We start from the raw sequence: 16288 nt of genomic DNA on the forward strand, positions 1-16288 counted from the left end.
GCTCTGTGACCTTCATGACTCATTTGATCGATCATTTTTACCGTCGCCCCGAGAGCCGGAAGTCGAGAGCCGTGCAGCGGCGGCCCGCCGACACCGTGCGCACCGCCTGGCCGATCGCCTTGCGGGAGCCGACGAGGACGACCAGCCGCTTGGCGCGGGTGACGGCCGTATACAGGAGGTTCCGCTGGAGCATCATCCACGCGCCGGTGGTGACGGGGATCACCACGGCGGGATATTCACTTCCCTGTGAACGGTGGATCGTCACCGCGTACGCGTGGGCCAACTCGTCCAGTTCGTCGAACTCGTAGGGCACCTCCTCGTCCTCGTCGGTGCGCACGGTGAGGCGCTGGTCGACCGGATCGAGCGAGGTGACCACCCCCACGGTGCCGTTGAAGACGCCGTTCTTCCCCTTGTCGTAGTTGTTGCGGATCTGGGTGACCTTGTCGCCGACGCGGAAGACCCGGCCGCCGAACCGCTTCTCGGGGACGTCGGGGCGGCCGGGGGTGATGGCCTGCTGGAGCAGTCCGTTGAGCGCGCCGGCGCCCGCCGGGCCACGGTGCATGGGCGCGAGGACCTGGACGTCCCGGCGGGGGTCGAGACCGAACTTGGCCGGAATGCGACGGGCGGCCACGTCCACCGTGAGCCGGCCCGCCTCCTCCGTGTCGTCCTCGACGAAGAGGAAGAAGTCCTTCATGCCGTCGGTGACCGGGTGCTGCCCGGCGTTGATCCGGTGCGCGTTGGTCACCACGCCGGACTGCTGGGCCTGACGGAACACGCGCGTGAGGCGCACGGCGGGGATCGGGCTGCCGTCGGCGAGCATGTCGCGCAGCACCTCGCCGGCGCCCACGCTGGGGAGCTGGTCGACGTCGCCGACGAAGAGGAGGTGGGCGCCCGGCGGGACCGCCTTCACCAGCTTGTTGGCCAGCAACAGATCCAGCATCGAGGCCTCGTCGACGACCACCAGGTCGGCGTCGAGCGGACGGTCGCGGTCGTACGCCGGGTCGCCGCCGGGCTTCAGCTCCAACAGGCGGTGCACGGTGGAGGCCTCGGCGCCGGTCAGCTCGGCCAGGCGCTTGGCGGCGCGGCCGGTGGGGGCGGCGAGGACCACCTTGGCCTTCCTGGCGCGGGCCAGCTCGACGATCGAGCGGACCGTGAAGGACTTGCCGCAGCCGGGGCCGCCGGTGAGGACGGCGACCTTCTCGGTCAACGCCAGCTTGACGGCGGCCTCCTGCTCGGGGGCCAGGTCGGCGCCGGTACGCGCCCGCAGCCAGGCCAGCGCCTTGTCCCAGGCCACGTCGCGGAAGTCCGGCATGCGGTCCTCGCCGGTGCGCAGCAGGCGCGACAGCTGGGCGGAGAGGGAGAGTTCGGCCCGGTGGAAGGGGACCAGGTAGACGGCCGTGACGGACTCCGCCCCACCGTCCGGACCGGGCACCTTCTCCCGGACGACACCGGGGTCCTCGCCCTCCTCCGGAGGCGCCGCCAGTTCGGCGAGGCACTCGATGACGAGGCCGGTGTCGACCTGCAACAGCTTGACCGCGTCGGCGATCAGGCGCTCCTCGGGGAGGTAGCAGTGGCCCTGGTCGCCGGACTGGGACAGGGCGTACTGGAGGCCCGCCTTGACGCGCTGCGGGCTGTCGTGCGGGATGCCGACGGACTGGGCGATCTTGTCGGCGGTGAGGAAGCCGATGCCCCAGACGTCGGACGCCAGGCGGTACGGCTGGTTCTTCACGACCGAGATCGAGGCGTCGCCGTACTTCTTGTAGATGCGGACCGCGATCGACGTCGAGACCTCGACGGTCTGGAGGAAGAGCATGACCTCCTTGATCGCCTTCTGTTCCTCCCAGGCGTCGGCGATCTTCCTGGTGCGCTTCGGGCCGAGACCGGGCACCTCGATCAGGCGCTTCGGCTCCTCCTCGATGATCTTCAGGGTGTCCATGCCGAAGTGCTGGGTGATGCGGTCGGCGAAGACCGGGCCGATGCCCTTGACCAGGCCCGATCCGAGGTAGCGGCGGATGCCCTGGACGGTGGCGGGCAGGACGGTCGTGTAGTTCTCGACGGTGAACTGCTTGCCGTACTGCGGGTGGGAGCCCCAGCGCCCCTCCATCCGCAGGGACTCGCCGACCTGGGCGCCGAGCAGCGCGCCGACGACCGTCAGGAGGTCGCCGCCGCCCCGGCCGGTGTCGACTCGGGCGACCGTGTAGCCGTTCTCCTCGTTCGCGTACGTGATGCGCTCCAGCACGCCTTCCAGGACGGCGAACTGCCGCTCCCCGCTCCCCGTCGGTCGCTCCATGATCCGACGGTACCGCCCGGCACCGACAACACGTCCGACAGCTCATCCGGTCCGGGCGGCCCGGGCGGTCAGGTGGTCGAGTCGGCGCGGGCGGTCAGGTGGTCGAGCACCTTCCGGAAGCCGTCGGTCGGGGAGAACTCGACGAGTTGGCGGTCCTCCAGCGCCGGCGGCACCTTTGCCGGGCGCCCGGCAGGAGGCCTGCCCCGCCTCGTGGACCCGCTCGCCCTCGGCCGTGGGCATCCGCGGGCGGTCCTTGAACAGGTGACCCCGGTGCCCCGGTGCGGGACCTGGCAGGCGTCGCCGGGCGGACCCCGCCGACGTCATCGCTCCTGCGTCCCGGGTCCGCCGGACCGACGGGCCTCGCGGACGCCCCTGTCCGCTTGCAGGCTGGGGCCCATCCGCCCGGCCGGCGACCGGAGTGCGGGCGTCCGCTGTCATCACGGTTCGGTCTCGGGCTCGCCAGGGTCTTGATTTACCGGCGTGTAATCGATTCCAATCCTTCTCGTACGGCGTTGTAATCGATTCCACAAGGAGGTGGAGCGGCGATGGCGAGCATCAAGGACGTCGCTGCCGAGGCGGGCGTTTCCGTCGCCACGGTGTCGCGCGTCCTGAACGACCATCCCTCGGTCAGCGCGGACGCGCGCACCCGCGTGTCGGCGGCCGTCGAGGCGCTGGGCTACCGCCCGAACGCCGTCGCCCGGTCGCTGCGCACCGACCAGACCCGCACCCTCGGCCTGGTCATCAGCGACGTGATGAACCCCTACTTCACCGAACTGGCCCGCTCCGTCGAGGAGGAGGCCCGCGCGCTCGGCTACAGCGTCATCATCGGCAACGCCGACGAGCGGCCCGACCTCCAGGACCACCACGTACGGACCCTGCTGGACCGCCGTATCGACGGTCTGCTGGTCTCCCCCACCGACGGCGGCTCGCCGCTGATGCTGGACGCCGCGCGCGCGGGGACCCCGATGGTCTTCGTCGACCGGTGGATCCCTGGCGTGGACGTGCCGGTGGTCCGGGCGGACGGACGGGCCGCCGTACGGGACCTGGTGGCGCATCTGCACCGGCTGGGGCACCGACGGCTCGCGATCATCGCGGGCCCGGCCGCCACCACCACCGGCAGCGAGCGTGTCGAGGCCTTCCGGGAGGCCCTCGGCGCCTGCGGCATCGATCTCCCGGACGCCTACATCGGACAGGGCGACTTCCAGGCCGAGAGCGGACGGCGGGTCACCGAGGGCTTCCTCGACCTGCCCGAGCCGCCCGAGGTCGTGTTCGCCGCCGACAACCTGATGGCGCTCGGCGCGCTCGACGCCGTACGCGCGCGTGGGCTGCGGGTTCCCGACGACATCGCGCTCGCCGCGTTCGACGACATCCCGTGGTTCGTGCACACCGATCCCCCGGTCACCGCCATCGCCCAGCCGACGGGCGAGCTGGGGCGCGCGGCCGTACGCGCGCTGGTCGACCGGATCGAGGGGCGCGCCCCGCGATCCGTCACCCTCCCCGCCCGTCTCGTCGTGCGCCGCTCGTGCGGCGAAACCGGCGAGACCGGCGAAACCGGCGAGACCGGCGAGACCGGCGAGACCGGCCAGGACCGCCAGGTCGGCCAGGACGGCCAGGACGGCCGGCAAGACCGAGGCGGCCGGCAAGGCCGAGGCGGCCGGCAAGGCCGAGGCGGCCAGGACTCAGCAAGGAACAGGAGCCAGTCGTGAGCAACGCGGACGAGTTGCTGCGCATCGAAGGCATACGCAAGACCTTCCCCGGAGTGGTCGCGCTCGACGGCGTCGACTTCGACCTGCGGCGGGGCGAGGTGCATGTGCTGCTCGGTGAGAACGGTGCCGGCAAGAGCACCCTCATCAAGATGCTCTCCGGCGCGTACACGCCCGACGCCGGGCGGATCCTGGCCGGCGGCGAGGAGGTGCGCATCCACGGGGCGCAGGACTCCGAGCGCCTCGGGATCGCCACCATCTACCAGGAGTTCAACCTCGTCCCCGACCTGACGGTGGCCGAGAACATCTTCCTGGGGCGCCAGCCGCGCCGGTTCGGGATGATCGACCGCAAGCGGATGGAGGCCGAGGCCGCCGTCCTTCTGGAGCGGGTGGGCGTCACCGTGTCGCCCCGCGCGCTGGTGCGGGAACTGGGCATCGCGCGCCTGCAGATGGTCGAGATCGCCAAGGCGCTCAGCCTGGACGCGCGCGTGCTGATCATGGACGAGCCGACGGCCGTGCTCACCTCCGAGGAGGTGGAGAAGCTTTTCGCCATCGTGCGCAGGCTGCGCGAGGACGGCGTGGGCGTCGTGTTCATCACCCACCACCTGGAGGAGATCGCGGCCCTGGGCGACCGGGTCACCGTCATCCGGGACGGCAGGAGCGTCGGGCAGGTCCCGGCGTCCACGCCCGAGGACGAACTGGTGCGGCTGATGGTGGGCCGTTCCATCGAGCAGCAGTACCCGCGCGAGCGTGCCGAGGCGGGCCCCGCCCTGCTGTCCGTCGAAGGTCTGACGCGGGACGGCGTCTTCCACGACGTCAGCTTCGAGGTGCGGGCCGGCGAGGTCGTCGGGGTCGCGGGTCTGGTCGGCGCCGGCCGTACCGAGGTCGTACGGGCCGTGTTCGGGGCGGACCCGTACGACCGCGGAGCCGTGCGGGTGGCGGGGGCGCGGCTGCCCCGCCACGACGTGACCGCCGCCATGGCCGCCGGGATCGGGCTGGTGCCGGAGGACCGCAAGGGCCAGGGGCTGGTGCTGGACGCCTCCGTCGAGGAGAACCTCGGCCTGGTCACCCTGCGCTCGGCCACCCGCGCCGGGCTCGTCGACCTCAAGGGGCAGCACGAGGCCGCGGGCCGCATCGCGGAACAGCTCGGCGTGCGGATGGCCGGGCTCGGCCAGCAGGTGCGGACGCTGTCCGGCGGCAACCAGCAGAAGGTCGTCATCGGCAAGTGGCTCCTGGCGGACACCCGGGTGCTGATCCTCGACGAGCCGACGCGCGGTATCGACGTCGGCGCCAAGGTCGAGATCTACCAGCTGATCAACGAGCTGACGGCCGCCGGGGCCGCCGTCCTGATGATCTCCAGCGACCTGCCCGAGGTGCTCGGCATGAGCGACCGGGTGCTGGTGATGGCCCAGGGCCGGATCGCCGGCGAACTCCCCGCGGACGAGGCCACCCAGGACGCGGTGATGGCTCTCGCCGTGAGCAACCCCAGTACCCCTACTACCTCCGAAGTGGAGACCGGCCGTGGCCGCTGACACGCTCAAGAGCACGACGGGCGCCGGTGGCGGCGCCGCGGCGGTGCGCCGCCTGCTGCTCGACAACGGGGCGCTCACCGCGCTCATCGTCCTCGTCGTCGCCATGTCGGCGCTGTCGGGTGACTTCCTCACCACGGACAACCTGCTCAACGTGGGTGTCCAGGCGGCCGTGACCGCCATCCTCGCCTTCGGCGTGACCTTCGTGATCGTCTCGGCGGGCATCGACCTGTCGGTCGGCTCGGTGGCGGCGCTGTCGGCCACCGTCCTCGCCTGGAGCGCCACCTCGCACGGCGTGCCGGTCGTCCTGGCGGTCGTCCTGGCCGTCGCCACCGGCATCGCGGCCGGGCTGGTGAACGGTTTCCTCATCGCCTACGGCAAGCTGCCGCCGTTCATCGCGACGCTCGCCATGCTGTCGGTGGCGCGCGGTCTGTCGCTGGTGATCTCCGAGGGTTCCCCGATCGCCTTCCCCGACTCCGTCTCCCACCTCGGGGACACGCTCGGCGGCTGGCTGCCGGTGCCCGTGCTGGTCATGGTCGTCATGGGCCTGATCGCCGCCTTCGTCCTGGGCCGCACCTACATCGGCCGCTCGATGTACGCCATCGGCGGCAACGAGGAGGCCGCGCGCCTGTCCGGACTGCGGGTGAGGAAGCAGAAGCTCGCGATCTACGCGCTGTCCGGTGTCTTCGCCGCCGCCGCGGGCGTCGTGCTCGCCTCCCGGCTGTCCTCCGCGCAGCCGCAGGCCGCCGACGGCTACGAGCTGGACGCGATCGCCGCCGTCGTCATCGGCGGCGCCTCCCTCGCGGGAGGTACGGGCAAGGCGTCCGGCACCCTGATCGGCGCGCTGATCCTGGCGGTGCTGCGCAACGGCCTCAACCTGCTCTCCGTCTCGGCGTTCTGGCAGCAGGTCGTCATCGGCGTGGTCATCGCGCTGGCCGTGCTGCTCGACACCGTGCGCCGCAAGGCGGGGGCGACCCCGGTGACCGCCGGGGCCGGCGGCGGCAAGGGCCGCCAGGCGGCGACGTACGGGCTCGCGGCGGTCGTCACCGTGGCGGTGGTCGGCGCGACCTCGTTCCTGCACGACGGTTCCTCGTCGACGTCGAACCCGAAGGTCGGTCTGGCGCTGTCCACCCTCAACAACCCGTTCTTCGTGCAGATCCAGTCGGGCGCGAGGGCCGAGGCGAAGAGGCTCGGCGTCGACCTGACCGTCACCGACGCGCAGAACGACGCCTCGCAGCAGGCCAACCAGCTCCAGAACTTCACCAGCTCCGGCTACGACTCGATCATCGTCAACCCGGTGGACTCCGACGCCGCCGGCCCGGCCGTCCGCGCCGCCGACAAGGCGAGGATCCCGGTCGTCGCGGTCGACCGCGGCGTCAACAAGGCGACCACGGACACCCTCGTCGCCTCCGACAACGTGGCCGGCGGTGAACTCGCCGCCAGGACGGTCGCCGAGAAGCTCGGCGGCACCGGCAGGATCGTCATCCTCCAGGGGCAGGCGGGCACGTCGGCGGCGCGGGAACGCGCCGAGGGCTTCGCGAAGGGCCTGAAGGCCTTCCCCGGCATCCGGGTGCTGGCCCAGCAGCCGGCCGACTTCGACCGCACCAAGGGCCTCGACGTGATGTCGAACCTGCTCCAGGCCCACCCGGACGTCCAGGGCGTCATCGCCGCCAACGACGAGATGGCGCTCGGCGCGGTCAAGGCGCTCGGCTCCAAGGCCGGCAAGTCCGTCCAGGTCGTCGGTTTCGACGGCACCCCGGACGGCCTCACCGCGGTCGAGAACGGCACGCTCTACGCGTCGGTCGCGCAGCAGCCCTCGCAGCTGGGCAGAATCGCCGTGGACAACGCGCTCAAGGCGTTCCAGGGCAAGAAGGTCGCGGAGACGGTGAAGGTGCCGGTGAAGGTCGTCACGAAGGAGAACGTGGCCGGCTTCCAGGGCTGACATCCGGCAAGCATGACGGCAGGCGGACGGAGTGGGCGGGCGGTCGGGGGACCGCCCGCCTCCCGTCGCGTACGACGTACCTAGGGGAGTTCTCATGTACGACTACGACCTCCTGGTCGTAGGGTCGGCCAACGCCGACCTGGTGATCGGGGTCGAACGGCGCCCGGCGGCGGGCGAGACCGTCCTCGGCTCGGACCTGTCCGTCCATCCGGGCGGCAAGGGCGCCAACCAGGCGGTCGCGGCCGCCCGCCTCGGCGCCCGTACGGCGCTGCTGGCCCGGATCGGCGACGACGCGTACGGCAGGCTGCTGCTCGACTCGCAGCGGGCGGCCGGGGTCGACACCGTGGGCGTGCTGGTGGGCGGGGCGCCGACCGGGATCGCGCTGATCACGGTGGACCCGTCGGGCGACAACAGCATCGTGGTGTCCCCGGGCGCGAACGGCCGCCTGACGCCGGGCGACGTGGCTGCCGCCGCCGGGCTGTTCCACGCCTCCCGCGTGGTGTCGGCGCAGCTGGAGATCCCGCTGGAGACGGTGACGGAGGTCGTACGGAGTCTCGCGCCGGACAGCCGCTTCGTGCTGAACCCGTCGCCGCCGCGCCCGCTGCCCGCCGAGGTGCTGGCTGCCTGCGATCCGCTGATCGTCAACGAGCACGAGGCGAAGGTGATCCTCGGTGAGGCGGGCGGCGGCGACGAGCCCGAGGAGTGGGCTCGGCTGCTGCTCGCCAAGGGGCCGAAGTCGGTGGTCGTGACGCTGGGACCGCGGGGCGCGCTGGTGGCGTCGGCGGACGGCGTGGAACGGGTGGCGGCGGTGAAGGTGGACGCCGTGGACACGACCGGGGCGGGCGACTCCTTCACGGCGGCGCTGGCGTGGAAGCTGGGCGCGGGTGCGCCGCTCGCCGAGGCCGCGGCGTACGCGGCGCGGGTCGGGGCGGTGGCCGTGACCCGGCGGGGCGCGCAGGAGTCGTTCCCCACGGCGGCGGAGGTCGAGGCCCGGTGAGGAAGGGCGGGATACTCAACCGTCATCTCACCGGCGCCCTCGCCGAGTTGGGGCACGGGCACGAGGTGCTGGTGTGCGACGCGGGCATGCCGATACCCGAGGGCCCCCGGGTCGTGGACCTCGCCTTCCGGGCGGGAGTGCCGTCCTTCGCGGACGTGCTGGAGGGACTGCTGGCCGAGCTGGTCGTGGAGGGCGCGACGGCGGCTCGCGAGGTACGGGAGGCGAACCCGGCGGCGGCCGGACTGCTGGACGGGCACTTCCCCGGACTGGCCCTGGTCCCGCACGAGGAGCTGAAGAGGCTGTCGGCGGCGGCGCGGCTGGTGGTGCGGACCGGGGAGGCGCGGCCGTACGCGAATGTGCTGCTGCGGTGCGGGGTGTTCTTCTGACCGCCCGCTGATCCCCGCGCATGCTTCGAGGGGCCCGGTCCGTCGACCGGGCCCCTCTAGCTCGCCCCCTCCGTCGCCAGAACCCCCGCGATCCCCCCGGATCCCCCCCAGAAGTTCTGACACCGTGTATGACCCGTGTGAGGGCGGAACGGTTGCACGCCGGCCGAGGAAATTCCGGAGCGGAGGGGAGGCGAACCGACGGCGCAACGGGCGACGGAACGGACGAGCGAAGAAATCTGGCCATCGGCACATGCCTAGCGCATCAAACATACGCGCCGAGGAATGCACCTGTTGTGATGAAGCCGCAGCTCAGCGCCGTGATCGCCCCGAAACACCCCCCATGATGACGTGGTCTCCCCCACCCTCCTCCAGAGGAGTACGACCATGTCCGAAACGACCGAGCCCAACGTCGGCGCGTTCACCCTGGCCGACCCGCTGACCACCGGGCCCGCCGAACCGGTGGCGGTGCCGGCACACGCCGAGTGGCCCCTGCCGAACGGCTTCGCCTGGGTCTTCCCCGCCGACGGCAACACCGCCGGCCGCGTCGTCCGACCCGTGATCATGGCCGACGGCTTCAACCTCGGCCGCAGCGAACTGGACAAGACCTACCAGGGGCTGGAGAGCGGCTACCAGTTCATCAGCGAGCTGCACCGGCGCGGCAAGGACGTCGTCCTCCTCGGCTTCGAGGAGCGCAGCGCGTCCATCCTCGACAACGCGCGGGCGGCCGAGGCCGCCATCAGGGAGACCATCGAACACCGGCAGGGCAACTCCCCGCTGGTCGTCGGCGGGTTCAGCATGGGCGGCATCGTCACCCGCTACGCGCTGGCCGACATGGAGAGGAAGCGGATGGACCACCAGACCGCGGTGTACTTCTCCTACGACAGCCCGCACCGCGGCGCCTCCATCCCCGTCGGCGTGCAGGCGTTCTCGCACTTCATCCCGTTCGCGAACGACTTCGCCAGGCAGATGGACAGCCCGGCGGCGCGTCAGATGCTCTGGCAGCACTACGACAAGGACACCAAGAAGATCGGGGTCGCCCCGGAGCGCACCGAGTTCCTGGACGCCCTGGCCCGGCTCGGCGACTGGCCCCGGATCCCGATGAAGATCGCCGTCGCCAACGGCCGCGCCGACGGGATCGGCCTGCCCGACGTGACGCCCGGCGAGGTCGCGCTGCGGATCGACAGGATCTATCCGGGCACCACCTTCTACGTCCAGGCCCAGGGCGCCGACGTGACGGCCGCCTACCTGAACCGGCGGTTCCCCAAGGCCGAGGAGACCGTGACGACCAGCGGCTTCCCGGAGATGGACGGGGCGCCCGGCGGCACGCTGCACACGTACAGGATCCTCGCCGACGCGATGCGCAAGCTGGGCGGCACGGTGGACCTGCGGCACGAGGAGATCTGCTTCGTCCCGTCGGTGAGCGCGGTGGCCGTTCGCGACATCGGGACGCAGGAGGACCTGTACACGCCGGTCAACGGACTCTCGCCGGACGAGAGCGAGGTGGACGACTACTTCTGCTCGCCCACGACCACCGCGCACACGGCGATCACCGGGGAACTGTGCACCTGGCTGATGGACCGCCTGCCCGACTGACCCGACACCACGCCAGGCACCAGGGGGCCGTCCGTCCGCTCACATCCTGCGGAGGGCGGCCCCCCGGGTCATGCCTCGGGGGCGGGCGGGAGGGGGTCGGAGACGAACCATCCGCGCTGCGGAACGGCATACACCCAGCGTTCGTCGGCCAACAGCCCAAGTCCACGCCGCACGGTTGTCCGGGCGATCCCGTACCGCTGTACGAGCTGAGCCTCGCTGGGAAGCATCCGCCCGGGCTGCCAGTCGCCGCGCCGGATCTGCGCACGCAGAATCTCGGCCAGCTGTCGGTAGGGGGTCAGAGGCGCTCCATGATCGATCTCAGCGTCAGGGTTCATGGAGTCGACGCTAGGCAACGAGAGCGCTACACACTCTTTGGGATACGTATCGCGACGAAGCGATACAAGGCGATACCATGAGTCCAAGAAAACGCCCCGGCGGGAAGATGACAGCTTCCGTGCCGGGGCTGAGCCGACCCAAGGAGTCGACCTATGCGCAGCCTACTGGCCGCGATCCTGAGCCTCTTCCTGCCGCCCCGCGGAGCGCACCGCGCCCTCGGCCCCTTCCCGCTCCTCCTGCCGCCCCCGGCCGCCTCCGCGCAGCGGCCCGCCGACGTGATCCCCGCCGACGCCCTGCCCCTGGTCCGGCCGTACCTCGCCGTCTGGGAACGCGAGCGTGACGAACGGGAGCGCAGGCACCTCCAGCGGGAGCGGCGCCGTGCGGCCGTGCTCGCGACCCTGGGTCAGGACTACGTCCCGTCGGGGGCCGCCGCGTGAGCGCGAGGAGGTTCCGCAGCGTCGGCGTCGACCCCGCCACCGGCAAGGAGGCGTTCGTGGTCGCGCGCCCCGGCGGTGTGCTCGAGGAACTGGCCGACGCGCACGCCCTCAAGGCCGCCGCCGTCCTGGTGACGGTCGTGGGTGCCGTCCTGGAGGGAGGCAGGTCGTCGGAGACCGAACTCGCCGCCTTCGTCCCGTCCCTGCACGCGGCGCTGGAGGAGTGCGTGGGCATCATGGCGGCGGACCGGGAGCGGTGACGTGAAGGGCCGCGGGCACCGGAACGACTCCGGCGCCCGCGGCCCGCGCACTCGCTGTCGTACTCCCTGTCGCTCAGAGGGTCAGGTTCTCCAGGAACCTCTGTGCCGTCTCGGCGAGGACTTCCCTGCCGTCGCGGGCCCACAGGGCGTCGTTGAACAGTTCGACCTCGATCGCGCCCGTGTAGCCGGCCGTCTCGACGTGGGCCTGCCATGCGCGCATGTCGATCGCGCCGTCACCGATCTGGCCGCGGCCGTTCAGGACGCCCTCGGGCAGCGGGGTGGTCCAGTCGGCCAGCTGGAAGGTGTGGATGCGGCCGGACGCGCCCGCTCGGGCGATCTGGGCGGGGGCCTGGTCGTCCCACCAGACGTGGTAGGTGTCGACCGTGACGCCCACCTGGTGGGCCGGGAAGCGTTCCGCGATGTCCAGGGCCTGGGTGAGGGTCGAGACCACGCAGCGGTCCGAGGCGTACATGGGGTGCAGGGGCTCGATGGCCAGCTTCACCCCGTGGTCCTCGGCGTAGGGGCCGAGTTCCGCCAGCGCGTCCGCGATGCGTTCGCGGGCTCCGTGCAGGTCCTTCGAGCCGGGTGGCAGGCCGCCCGAGACCAGGACCAGGACCTCCGTGCCCAGGGTCGCCGCCTCGTCGATCGCCCGGCGGTTGTCGGCCAGGGCGGCCGTGCGCTCGTCCGGGTCGACGGCGGTGAAGAAGCCGCCGCGGCACAACGTCGTCACCGTCAGGCCCGCGTCCCGGACCAGCTTCGCCGTCTCCTCGACGCCGTACGTCCGGACCGGGTCGCGCCAGAGGCCGACGTTGGCGATGCCCAGGTCGCGGCAGGCCGCCACCAGTTCGGGCATCGACAGCTGCTTCACCGTCATCTGGTTGATGCTGAACCGCTCCAGGCCGGTCACTGGGTCACCCCGTACAGGGCGAGCAGGTTCCTCATCCGCTCCTCGGCCAGCTTCGGGTCGGGGAACAGGCCCAGCCCGTCGGCGAGTTCGTAGGCGCGGGCCAGGTGCGGGAGGGAGCGGGCCGACTGGAGGCCGCCGACCATGGTGAAGTGCGACTGGTGGCCGGCCAGCCAGGCCAGGAACACCACACCCGTCTTGTAGAAGCGGGTCGGGGTCTGGAAGAGGTGGCGGGAGAGGGCGACGGTGGGGTCCAGCAACTGCCGGAAGCCGGTGGTGTCACCCGTGTCCAGGACGCGGACCGCCTCCGCCGCCAGCGGGCCCAACGGGTCGAAGATGCCGAGCAGGGCGTGGCTGAAGCCCTTGTCGTCGCCCGCGATCAGCTCGGGGTAGTGGAAGTCGTCGCCGGTGTAGCAGCGGACTCCGTCCGGCAGGCGACGGCGCAGGTTCACCTCCCGCTCGGCGTCCAGCAGGGACACCTTGATGCCGTCGACCTTGTCCGGGTGGGCGGCGATGACCTGGAGGAAGACCTCCGTCGCGGCGTCCAGGTCCGACGAGCCCCAGTAGCCCTCCAGCGCCGGGTCGAACATCGGGCCCAGCCAGTGCAGGATCACCGGCTCGGCGGACTGGCGCAGGAGGTGGCCGTAGACGTCGAGGTAGTCCTCGGGGCTCTCGGCGGCCGCGGCCAGGGCGCGGGACGCCATGAGGATGGCCTGGGCGCCGGAGGCCTCGACGAGGGCGAGCTGCTCCTCGTAGGCCGCGCGGACCTCGGCGAGGGAGGCCGGGCCGGTGAGCTGGTCGGTGCCGACACCGCAGGCGATCAGGCCGCCCACCGCTTCGGCCTCGGCCGCCGACCGGCGGATCAGTTCGGCCGCGCCCGCCCAGTCCAGGCCCATGCCGCGCTGGGCGGTGTCCATCGCCTCGGCGACGCCGAGCCCGTGGGACCACAGGTGGCGGCGGAAGGCGAGGGTGGCGTCCCAGTCCACGGCGGCCGGCGAGTCGGGGGACACGTCGGCGTACGGGTCCGCGACGACGTGCGCGGCGGAGAAGACCGTACGGGAGGTGAAGGGGTTTCCGGTGGTGACGGCGAGGGGCTCCGTGCGGGGCTCGTAGGTCCGCAGGATGCCGCCGGGGTCCGGGAGTCGGATGGTCACAGCGCGATCTCCGGGACGTCGAGGCGGCGGCCCTCCGCGGAGGACCTCAGGCCCAGCTCGGCGAGTTGGACGCCGCGGGCACCGGCGAGCAGGTCCCAGTGGTAGGGGGCGCCGGCGTAGACGTGCCTGAGGAACAGTTCCCACTGGGCCTTGAAGCCGTTGTCGAAGTCGCCGTTGTCGGGGACCTCCTGCCATTGGTCGCGGAAGACCTCGGTGGCGGGGATGTCCGGGTTCCACACCGGCTTGGGCGTGGCGGAACGGTGCTGGACACGGCAGTTGCGCAGGCCGGCGACCGCGGAGCCCTCCGTGCCGTCGACCTGGAACTCCACCAGTTCGTCGCGGTTGACGCGGACCGTCCAGGAGGAGTTGATCTGCGCGATGACGCCGCCGTCGAGTTCGAAGATGCCGTAGGCGGCGTCGTCGGCCGTCGCGTCGTAGGGCTTGCCGTTCTCGTCCCAGCGCTGCGGCACGTGGGTGGTGGCGATGGCCTGGACGGTCCGCACCCGGCCGAACAGCTCGTGCAGGACGTACTCCCAGTGCGGGAACATGTCGACGACGATGCCGCCGCCGTCCTCCGCGCGGTAGTTCCACGACGGGCGCTGGGCGTCTTGCCAGTCGCCCTCGAACACCCAGTAGCCGAACTCGCCCCGGACGGAGAGGATCCGGCCGAAGAAACCGCCGTCGATGAGGCGCTTCAGCTTCAGCAGACCCGGCAGGAACAGCTTGTCCTGGACGACGCCGTGCTTGATGCCCTTCTCGTCGGCCAGCCGGGCCAGTTCGAGGGCGCCTTCGAGCCCGGTGGCGGTCGGCTTCTCGGTGTAGACGTGCTTGCCGGCCGCGATCGCCTTCCTGAGGGCCTCCTCGCGGGCGGAGGTGACCTGGGCGTCGAAGTAGATGTCCACGGTGGGGTCGGCGAGCACCTCGTCGACGTCCGTGGAGACGTGCTCCAGACCGTGCTTCTCGGCAAGCGCGTTCAGGACGTGTTCCCGGCGGCCGACCAGGATCGGCTCCGGCCACAGCACGGTGCCGTCACCGAGGTCGAGGCCGCCCTGTTCGCGCAGGGCGAGGATGGAACGGACCAGGTGCTGGCGGTAACCCATGCGCCCGGTCACGCCGTTCATGGCGATACGCACCGTCTTGCGTGTCACGTCGATCCCTTCTTAGGCGTTGTACGCGGCGTCGTGCGTGGCGTTGCCCGTCGCGTCGCGCGCGTCTCGTACGCGGTTGTGCGCGCCGCCTACGCCTTGTCACTGATCAGCGTCACAGCAAGCGCTTTCTATACAGGAAGAAGCTAGCCTCTGACCGGCGTGCGGACAAGACCGTGTCCATCCCGAGTTGTTCGAGGGGGCGAACAACTCCGGTGCGGGGCCGTAAGGTCTGCTCGACACGCCCGGAACCAGGTCGGTGAGCCTGCTGTCTACCAGGGCGTACGACGACGTACGACGAGATGCGTGACCGGAGGACGACGACATGACGGTGACCCTGGCGGACGTGGCGGCCCGCGCGCAGGTCTCGCCCGCGACGGTGTCGCGCGTACTGAACGGCAACTACCCCGTGGCCGCGTCGACCCGGGAACGGGTGCTGCGGGCCGTGGACGAGCTGGACTACGTGCTCAACGGCCCCGCGAGCGCACTGGCCGCGGCCACCTCCGACCTGGTGGGCATCCTGGTCAACGACATCGCCGACCCCTTCTTCGGAATCATGGCGAGCGCCATCCAGGGGGAGATCGGCGGGCCCGGCGGGCGCGCCGGGGGCGAGCGGCTCGCGGTGGTGTGCAACACCGGGGGCTCGCCGGAGCGCGAGCTGACCTATCTCACCCTGTTGCAGCGGCAGCGGGCCGCCGCCGTCGTCCTGACCGGCGGCGCCATGGAGGACAAGCCGCACGCCACGGCGGTGGCGGCGAAGCTGCGCCGACTGGCCGAGGCGGGCACCCGGGTCGTGCTGTGCGGGCGGCCGCCCGCACCCGACACCGGGGCCATCGCCCTCACCTTCGACAACCGCGGCGGCGGCCGGGAACTCACCGAGCACCTCATCGGGCTCGGGCACCGGCGGCTCGGCTACATCGCGGGCCCCGAGGAGCGCACCACCACCCGGCACCGGCTGGAGGGCCACCGGGCGGCGCTGGCCGCGGCCGGTATCGAGGAGGATCCTCGCTGGACCGTCCACGGCCGCTACGACCGGCGGGCGGGGTACGAGGCCACGCTGGAGCTGCTGCGGCGGGACCCGGCGCTGACGGCCGTGGTCGCGGCGAACGACTCCGTCGCCCTGGGCGCGTGCGCGGCCCTGCGGGAGTCCGGGCTGCGCATTCCGGACGACGTCTCGGTGGCCGGCTTCGACGACCTGCCCTTCAGCATCGACGCCGTCCCCGCGCTGACCACGGTGCGGCTGCCGTTGGCCGAGGCCGGGGCCCGGGCCGGGCGGATCGCCATGGGGCGGGAGGAGCCGCCGCCGGGTGGGATCGCGATGGTGCGGGGTGAGTTGATGGTGCGGGGGTCTTCGGGGGTGCCTCGGGGTTGAGGGGGCCTTTGGGCTGGGTGCCTCGGGACTGGGCGCCTCTGGGTGAGAGGGGAGTGCCTCGGGGCCGAGAAGGGGTGCCGCGCGGTGCGGCGAGCGCCGGGCCCGTGCGGGCGGGAACGGGGCTGTGCGGGCGGGAACGGGGCGTTTGGCGGCGGGTGCGGGGGTCTGGGGGCGTGGGGATGCGGGGCCGTGGGGCGGGCTGTGAGTGGGTGAGGTCGGGGCCGTGGTGGTGGGTCGAGCCCG

The 16288-nt window shown here is 71.9% G+C and carries 14 protein-coding genes; 9 read left to right on the forward strand and 5 right to left on the reverse strand.

Annotated elements, in window-relative coordinates:
* Positions 1-37: 37 nt before the first annotated feature.
* On the reverse strand, positions 38-2290 hold the full coding sequence (locus tag ACFYO5_RS04910) for an ATP-dependent RecD-like DNA helicase (protein WP_388704228.1): 2253 nt from the start codon (positions 2288-2290) through the stop codon (positions 38-40).
* 545 nt (positions 2291-2835) lie between these two features.
* Between ACFYO5_RS04910 and ACFYO5_RS04915 the strand changes: the two genes are divergently transcribed.
* The 6 genes from ACFYO5_RS04915 to ACFYO5_RS04940 all read left to right on the forward strand — a co-directional run bounded on the left by ACFYO5_RS04915 (position 2836) and on the right by ACFYO5_RS04940 (position 10440).
* On the forward strand, positions 2836-3996 hold the full coding sequence (locus ACFYO5_RS04915; protein WP_388704235.1) for a LacI family DNA-binding transcriptional regulator: 1161 nt from the start codon (positions 2836-2838) through the stop codon (positions 3994-3996).
* Complete coding sequence (locus ACFYO5_RS04920; RefSeq protein ID WP_388704237.1) at positions 3993-5525, forward strand: sugar ABC transporter ATP-binding protein; 1533 nt, start codon at positions 3993-3995, stop codon at positions 5523-5525. The genes ACFYO5_RS04915 and ACFYO5_RS04920 overlap by 4 nt, the downstream gene beginning before the upstream one ends.
* Positions 5515-7464, forward strand: coding sequence for a substrate-binding domain-containing protein (locus ACFYO5_RS04925; protein WP_388704240.1), 1950 nt, complete (start codon positions 5515-5517; stop codon positions 7462-7464). Before ACFYO5_RS04920 ends, ACFYO5_RS04925 begins: the two co-directional genes overlap by 11 nt.
* A gap of 94 nt (positions 7465-7558) precedes the next feature.
* Positions 7559-8461: a ribokinase gene (locus ACFYO5_RS04930; RefSeq protein ID WP_388704243.1), complete on the forward strand. Its 903-nt coding sequence runs from the start codon at positions 7559-7561 to the stop codon at positions 8459-8461.
* On the forward strand, positions 8458-8847 hold the full coding sequence (gene rbsD, locus ACFYO5_RS04935) for a D-ribose pyranase (RefSeq protein WP_356559872.1): 390 nt from the start codon (positions 8458-8460) through the stop codon (positions 8845-8847). Before ACFYO5_RS04930 ends, rbsD begins: the two co-directional genes overlap by 4 nt.
* A gap of 384 nt (positions 8848-9231) precedes the next feature.
* Positions 9232-10440, forward strand: coding sequence for a hypothetical protein (locus ACFYO5_RS04940; RefSeq protein WP_388704246.1), 1209 nt, complete (start codon positions 9232-9234; stop codon positions 10438-10440).
* 68 nt (positions 10441-10508) lie between these two features.
* On the opposite strand, the gene ACFYO5_RS04945 is transcribed toward ACFYO5_RS04940, so the two are convergent.
* The gene (locus ACFYO5_RS04945) at positions 10509-10775 is read right to left on the reverse strand and encodes a GntR family transcriptional regulator (protein ID WP_356559874.1); all 267 of its coding nucleotides are present in this window, start codon (positions 10773-10775) and stop codon (positions 10509-10511) included.
* 153 nt (positions 10776-10928) lie between these two features.
* On the opposite strand from ACFYO5_RS04945, the gene ACFYO5_RS04950 reads away from it, so the two are divergent.
* Together ACFYO5_RS04950 and ACFYO5_RS04955 are read left to right on the forward strand one after the other, a co-directional pair.
* Positions 10929-11213 (forward strand): hypothetical protein, encoded by a 285-nt coding sequence (locus ACFYO5_RS04950; RefSeq protein ID WP_388704249.1) that lies wholly within the window; start codon positions 10929-10931, stop codon positions 11211-11213.
* Positions 11210-11470 (forward strand): hypothetical protein, encoded by a 261-nt coding sequence (locus ACFYO5_RS04955; protein ID WP_388704251.1) that lies wholly within the window; start codon positions 11210-11212, stop codon positions 11468-11470. The genes ACFYO5_RS04950 and ACFYO5_RS04955 overlap by 4 nt, the downstream gene beginning before the upstream one ends.
* A gap of 73 nt (positions 11471-11543) precedes the next feature.
* On the opposite strand, the gene ACFYO5_RS04960 is transcribed toward ACFYO5_RS04955, so the two are convergent.
* Genes ACFYO5_RS04960 through ACFYO5_RS04970 form a run of 3 tightly spaced genes read right to left on the reverse strand, consistent with a single transcriptional unit; the run spans position 11544 to position 14676 of the window.
* A complete protein-coding gene (locus ACFYO5_RS04960; protein WP_356559877.1) occupies positions 11544-12377 on the reverse strand; it encodes a sugar phosphate isomerase/epimerase family protein in 834 nt (277 codons plus the stop codon).
* Positions 12374-13528 carry a dihydrodipicolinate synthase family protein gene (locus ACFYO5_RS04965; RefSeq protein ID WP_388704253.1) on the reverse strand — a complete coding sequence of 385 codons (1155 nt, stop codon included), beginning with the start codon at positions 13526-13528 and terminating at the stop codon, positions 12374-12376. Before ACFYO5_RS04965 ends, ACFYO5_RS04960 begins: the two co-directional genes overlap by 4 nt.
* Positions 13525-14676 carry a Gfo/Idh/MocA family oxidoreductase gene (locus ACFYO5_RS04970; protein ID WP_356559879.1) on the reverse strand — a complete coding sequence of 384 codons (1152 nt, stop codon included), beginning with the start codon at positions 14674-14676 and terminating at the stop codon, positions 13525-13527. Before ACFYO5_RS04970 ends, ACFYO5_RS04965 begins: the two co-directional genes overlap by 4 nt.
* 322 nt (positions 14677-14998) lie before the next feature.
* Between ACFYO5_RS04970 and ACFYO5_RS04975 the strand changes: the two genes are divergently transcribed.
* Positions 14999-16045 carry a LacI family DNA-binding transcriptional regulator gene (locus tag ACFYO5_RS04975; RefSeq protein ID WP_356559880.1) on the forward strand — a complete coding sequence of 349 codons (1047 nt, stop codon included), beginning with the start codon at positions 14999-15001 and terminating at the stop codon, positions 16043-16045.
* Positions 16046-16288 lie beyond the last annotated feature (243 nt).

The organism is Streptomyces sp. NPDC006259 (genome assembly GCF_042870975.1).
In the GTDB taxonomy this organism is placed as follows: domain Bacteria; phylum Actinomycetota; class Actinomycetes; order Streptomycetales; family Streptomycetaceae; genus Streptomyces.

Bases quoted from the DNA above. Each gene is read 5' to 3' on its own strand.
- ACFYO5_RS04910 (WP_388704228.1), bottom strand. From the start codon at position 2,290: ATGGAGCGACCGACGGGGAGCGGGGAGCGGCAGTTCGCCGTCCTGGAA.
- ACFYO5_RS04915 (WP_388704235.1), top strand. From the start codon at position 2,836: ATGGCGAGCATCAAGGACGTCGCTGCCGAGGCGGGCGTTTCCGTCGCC.
- ACFYO5_RS04930 (WP_388704243.1), top strand. From the start codon at position 7,559: ATGTACGACTACGACCTCCTGGTCGTAGGGTCGGCCAACGCCGACCTG.
- ACFYO5_RS04940 (WP_388704246.1), top strand. From the start codon at position 9,232: ATGTCCGAAACGACCGAGCCCAACGTCGGCGCGTTCACCCTGGCCGAC.
- ACFYO5_RS04945 (WP_356559874.1), bottom strand. From the start codon at position 10,775: ATGAACCCTGACGCTGAGATCGATCATGGAGCGCCTCTGACCCCCTAC.
- ACFYO5_RS04950 (WP_388704249.1), top strand. From the start codon at position 10,929: ATGCGCAGCCTACTGGCCGCGATCCTGAGCCTCTTCCTGCCGCCCCGC.
- ACFYO5_RS04975 (WP_356559880.1), top strand. From the start codon at position 14,999: ATGACGGTGACCCTGGCGGACGTGGCGGCCCGCGCGCAGGTCTCGCCC.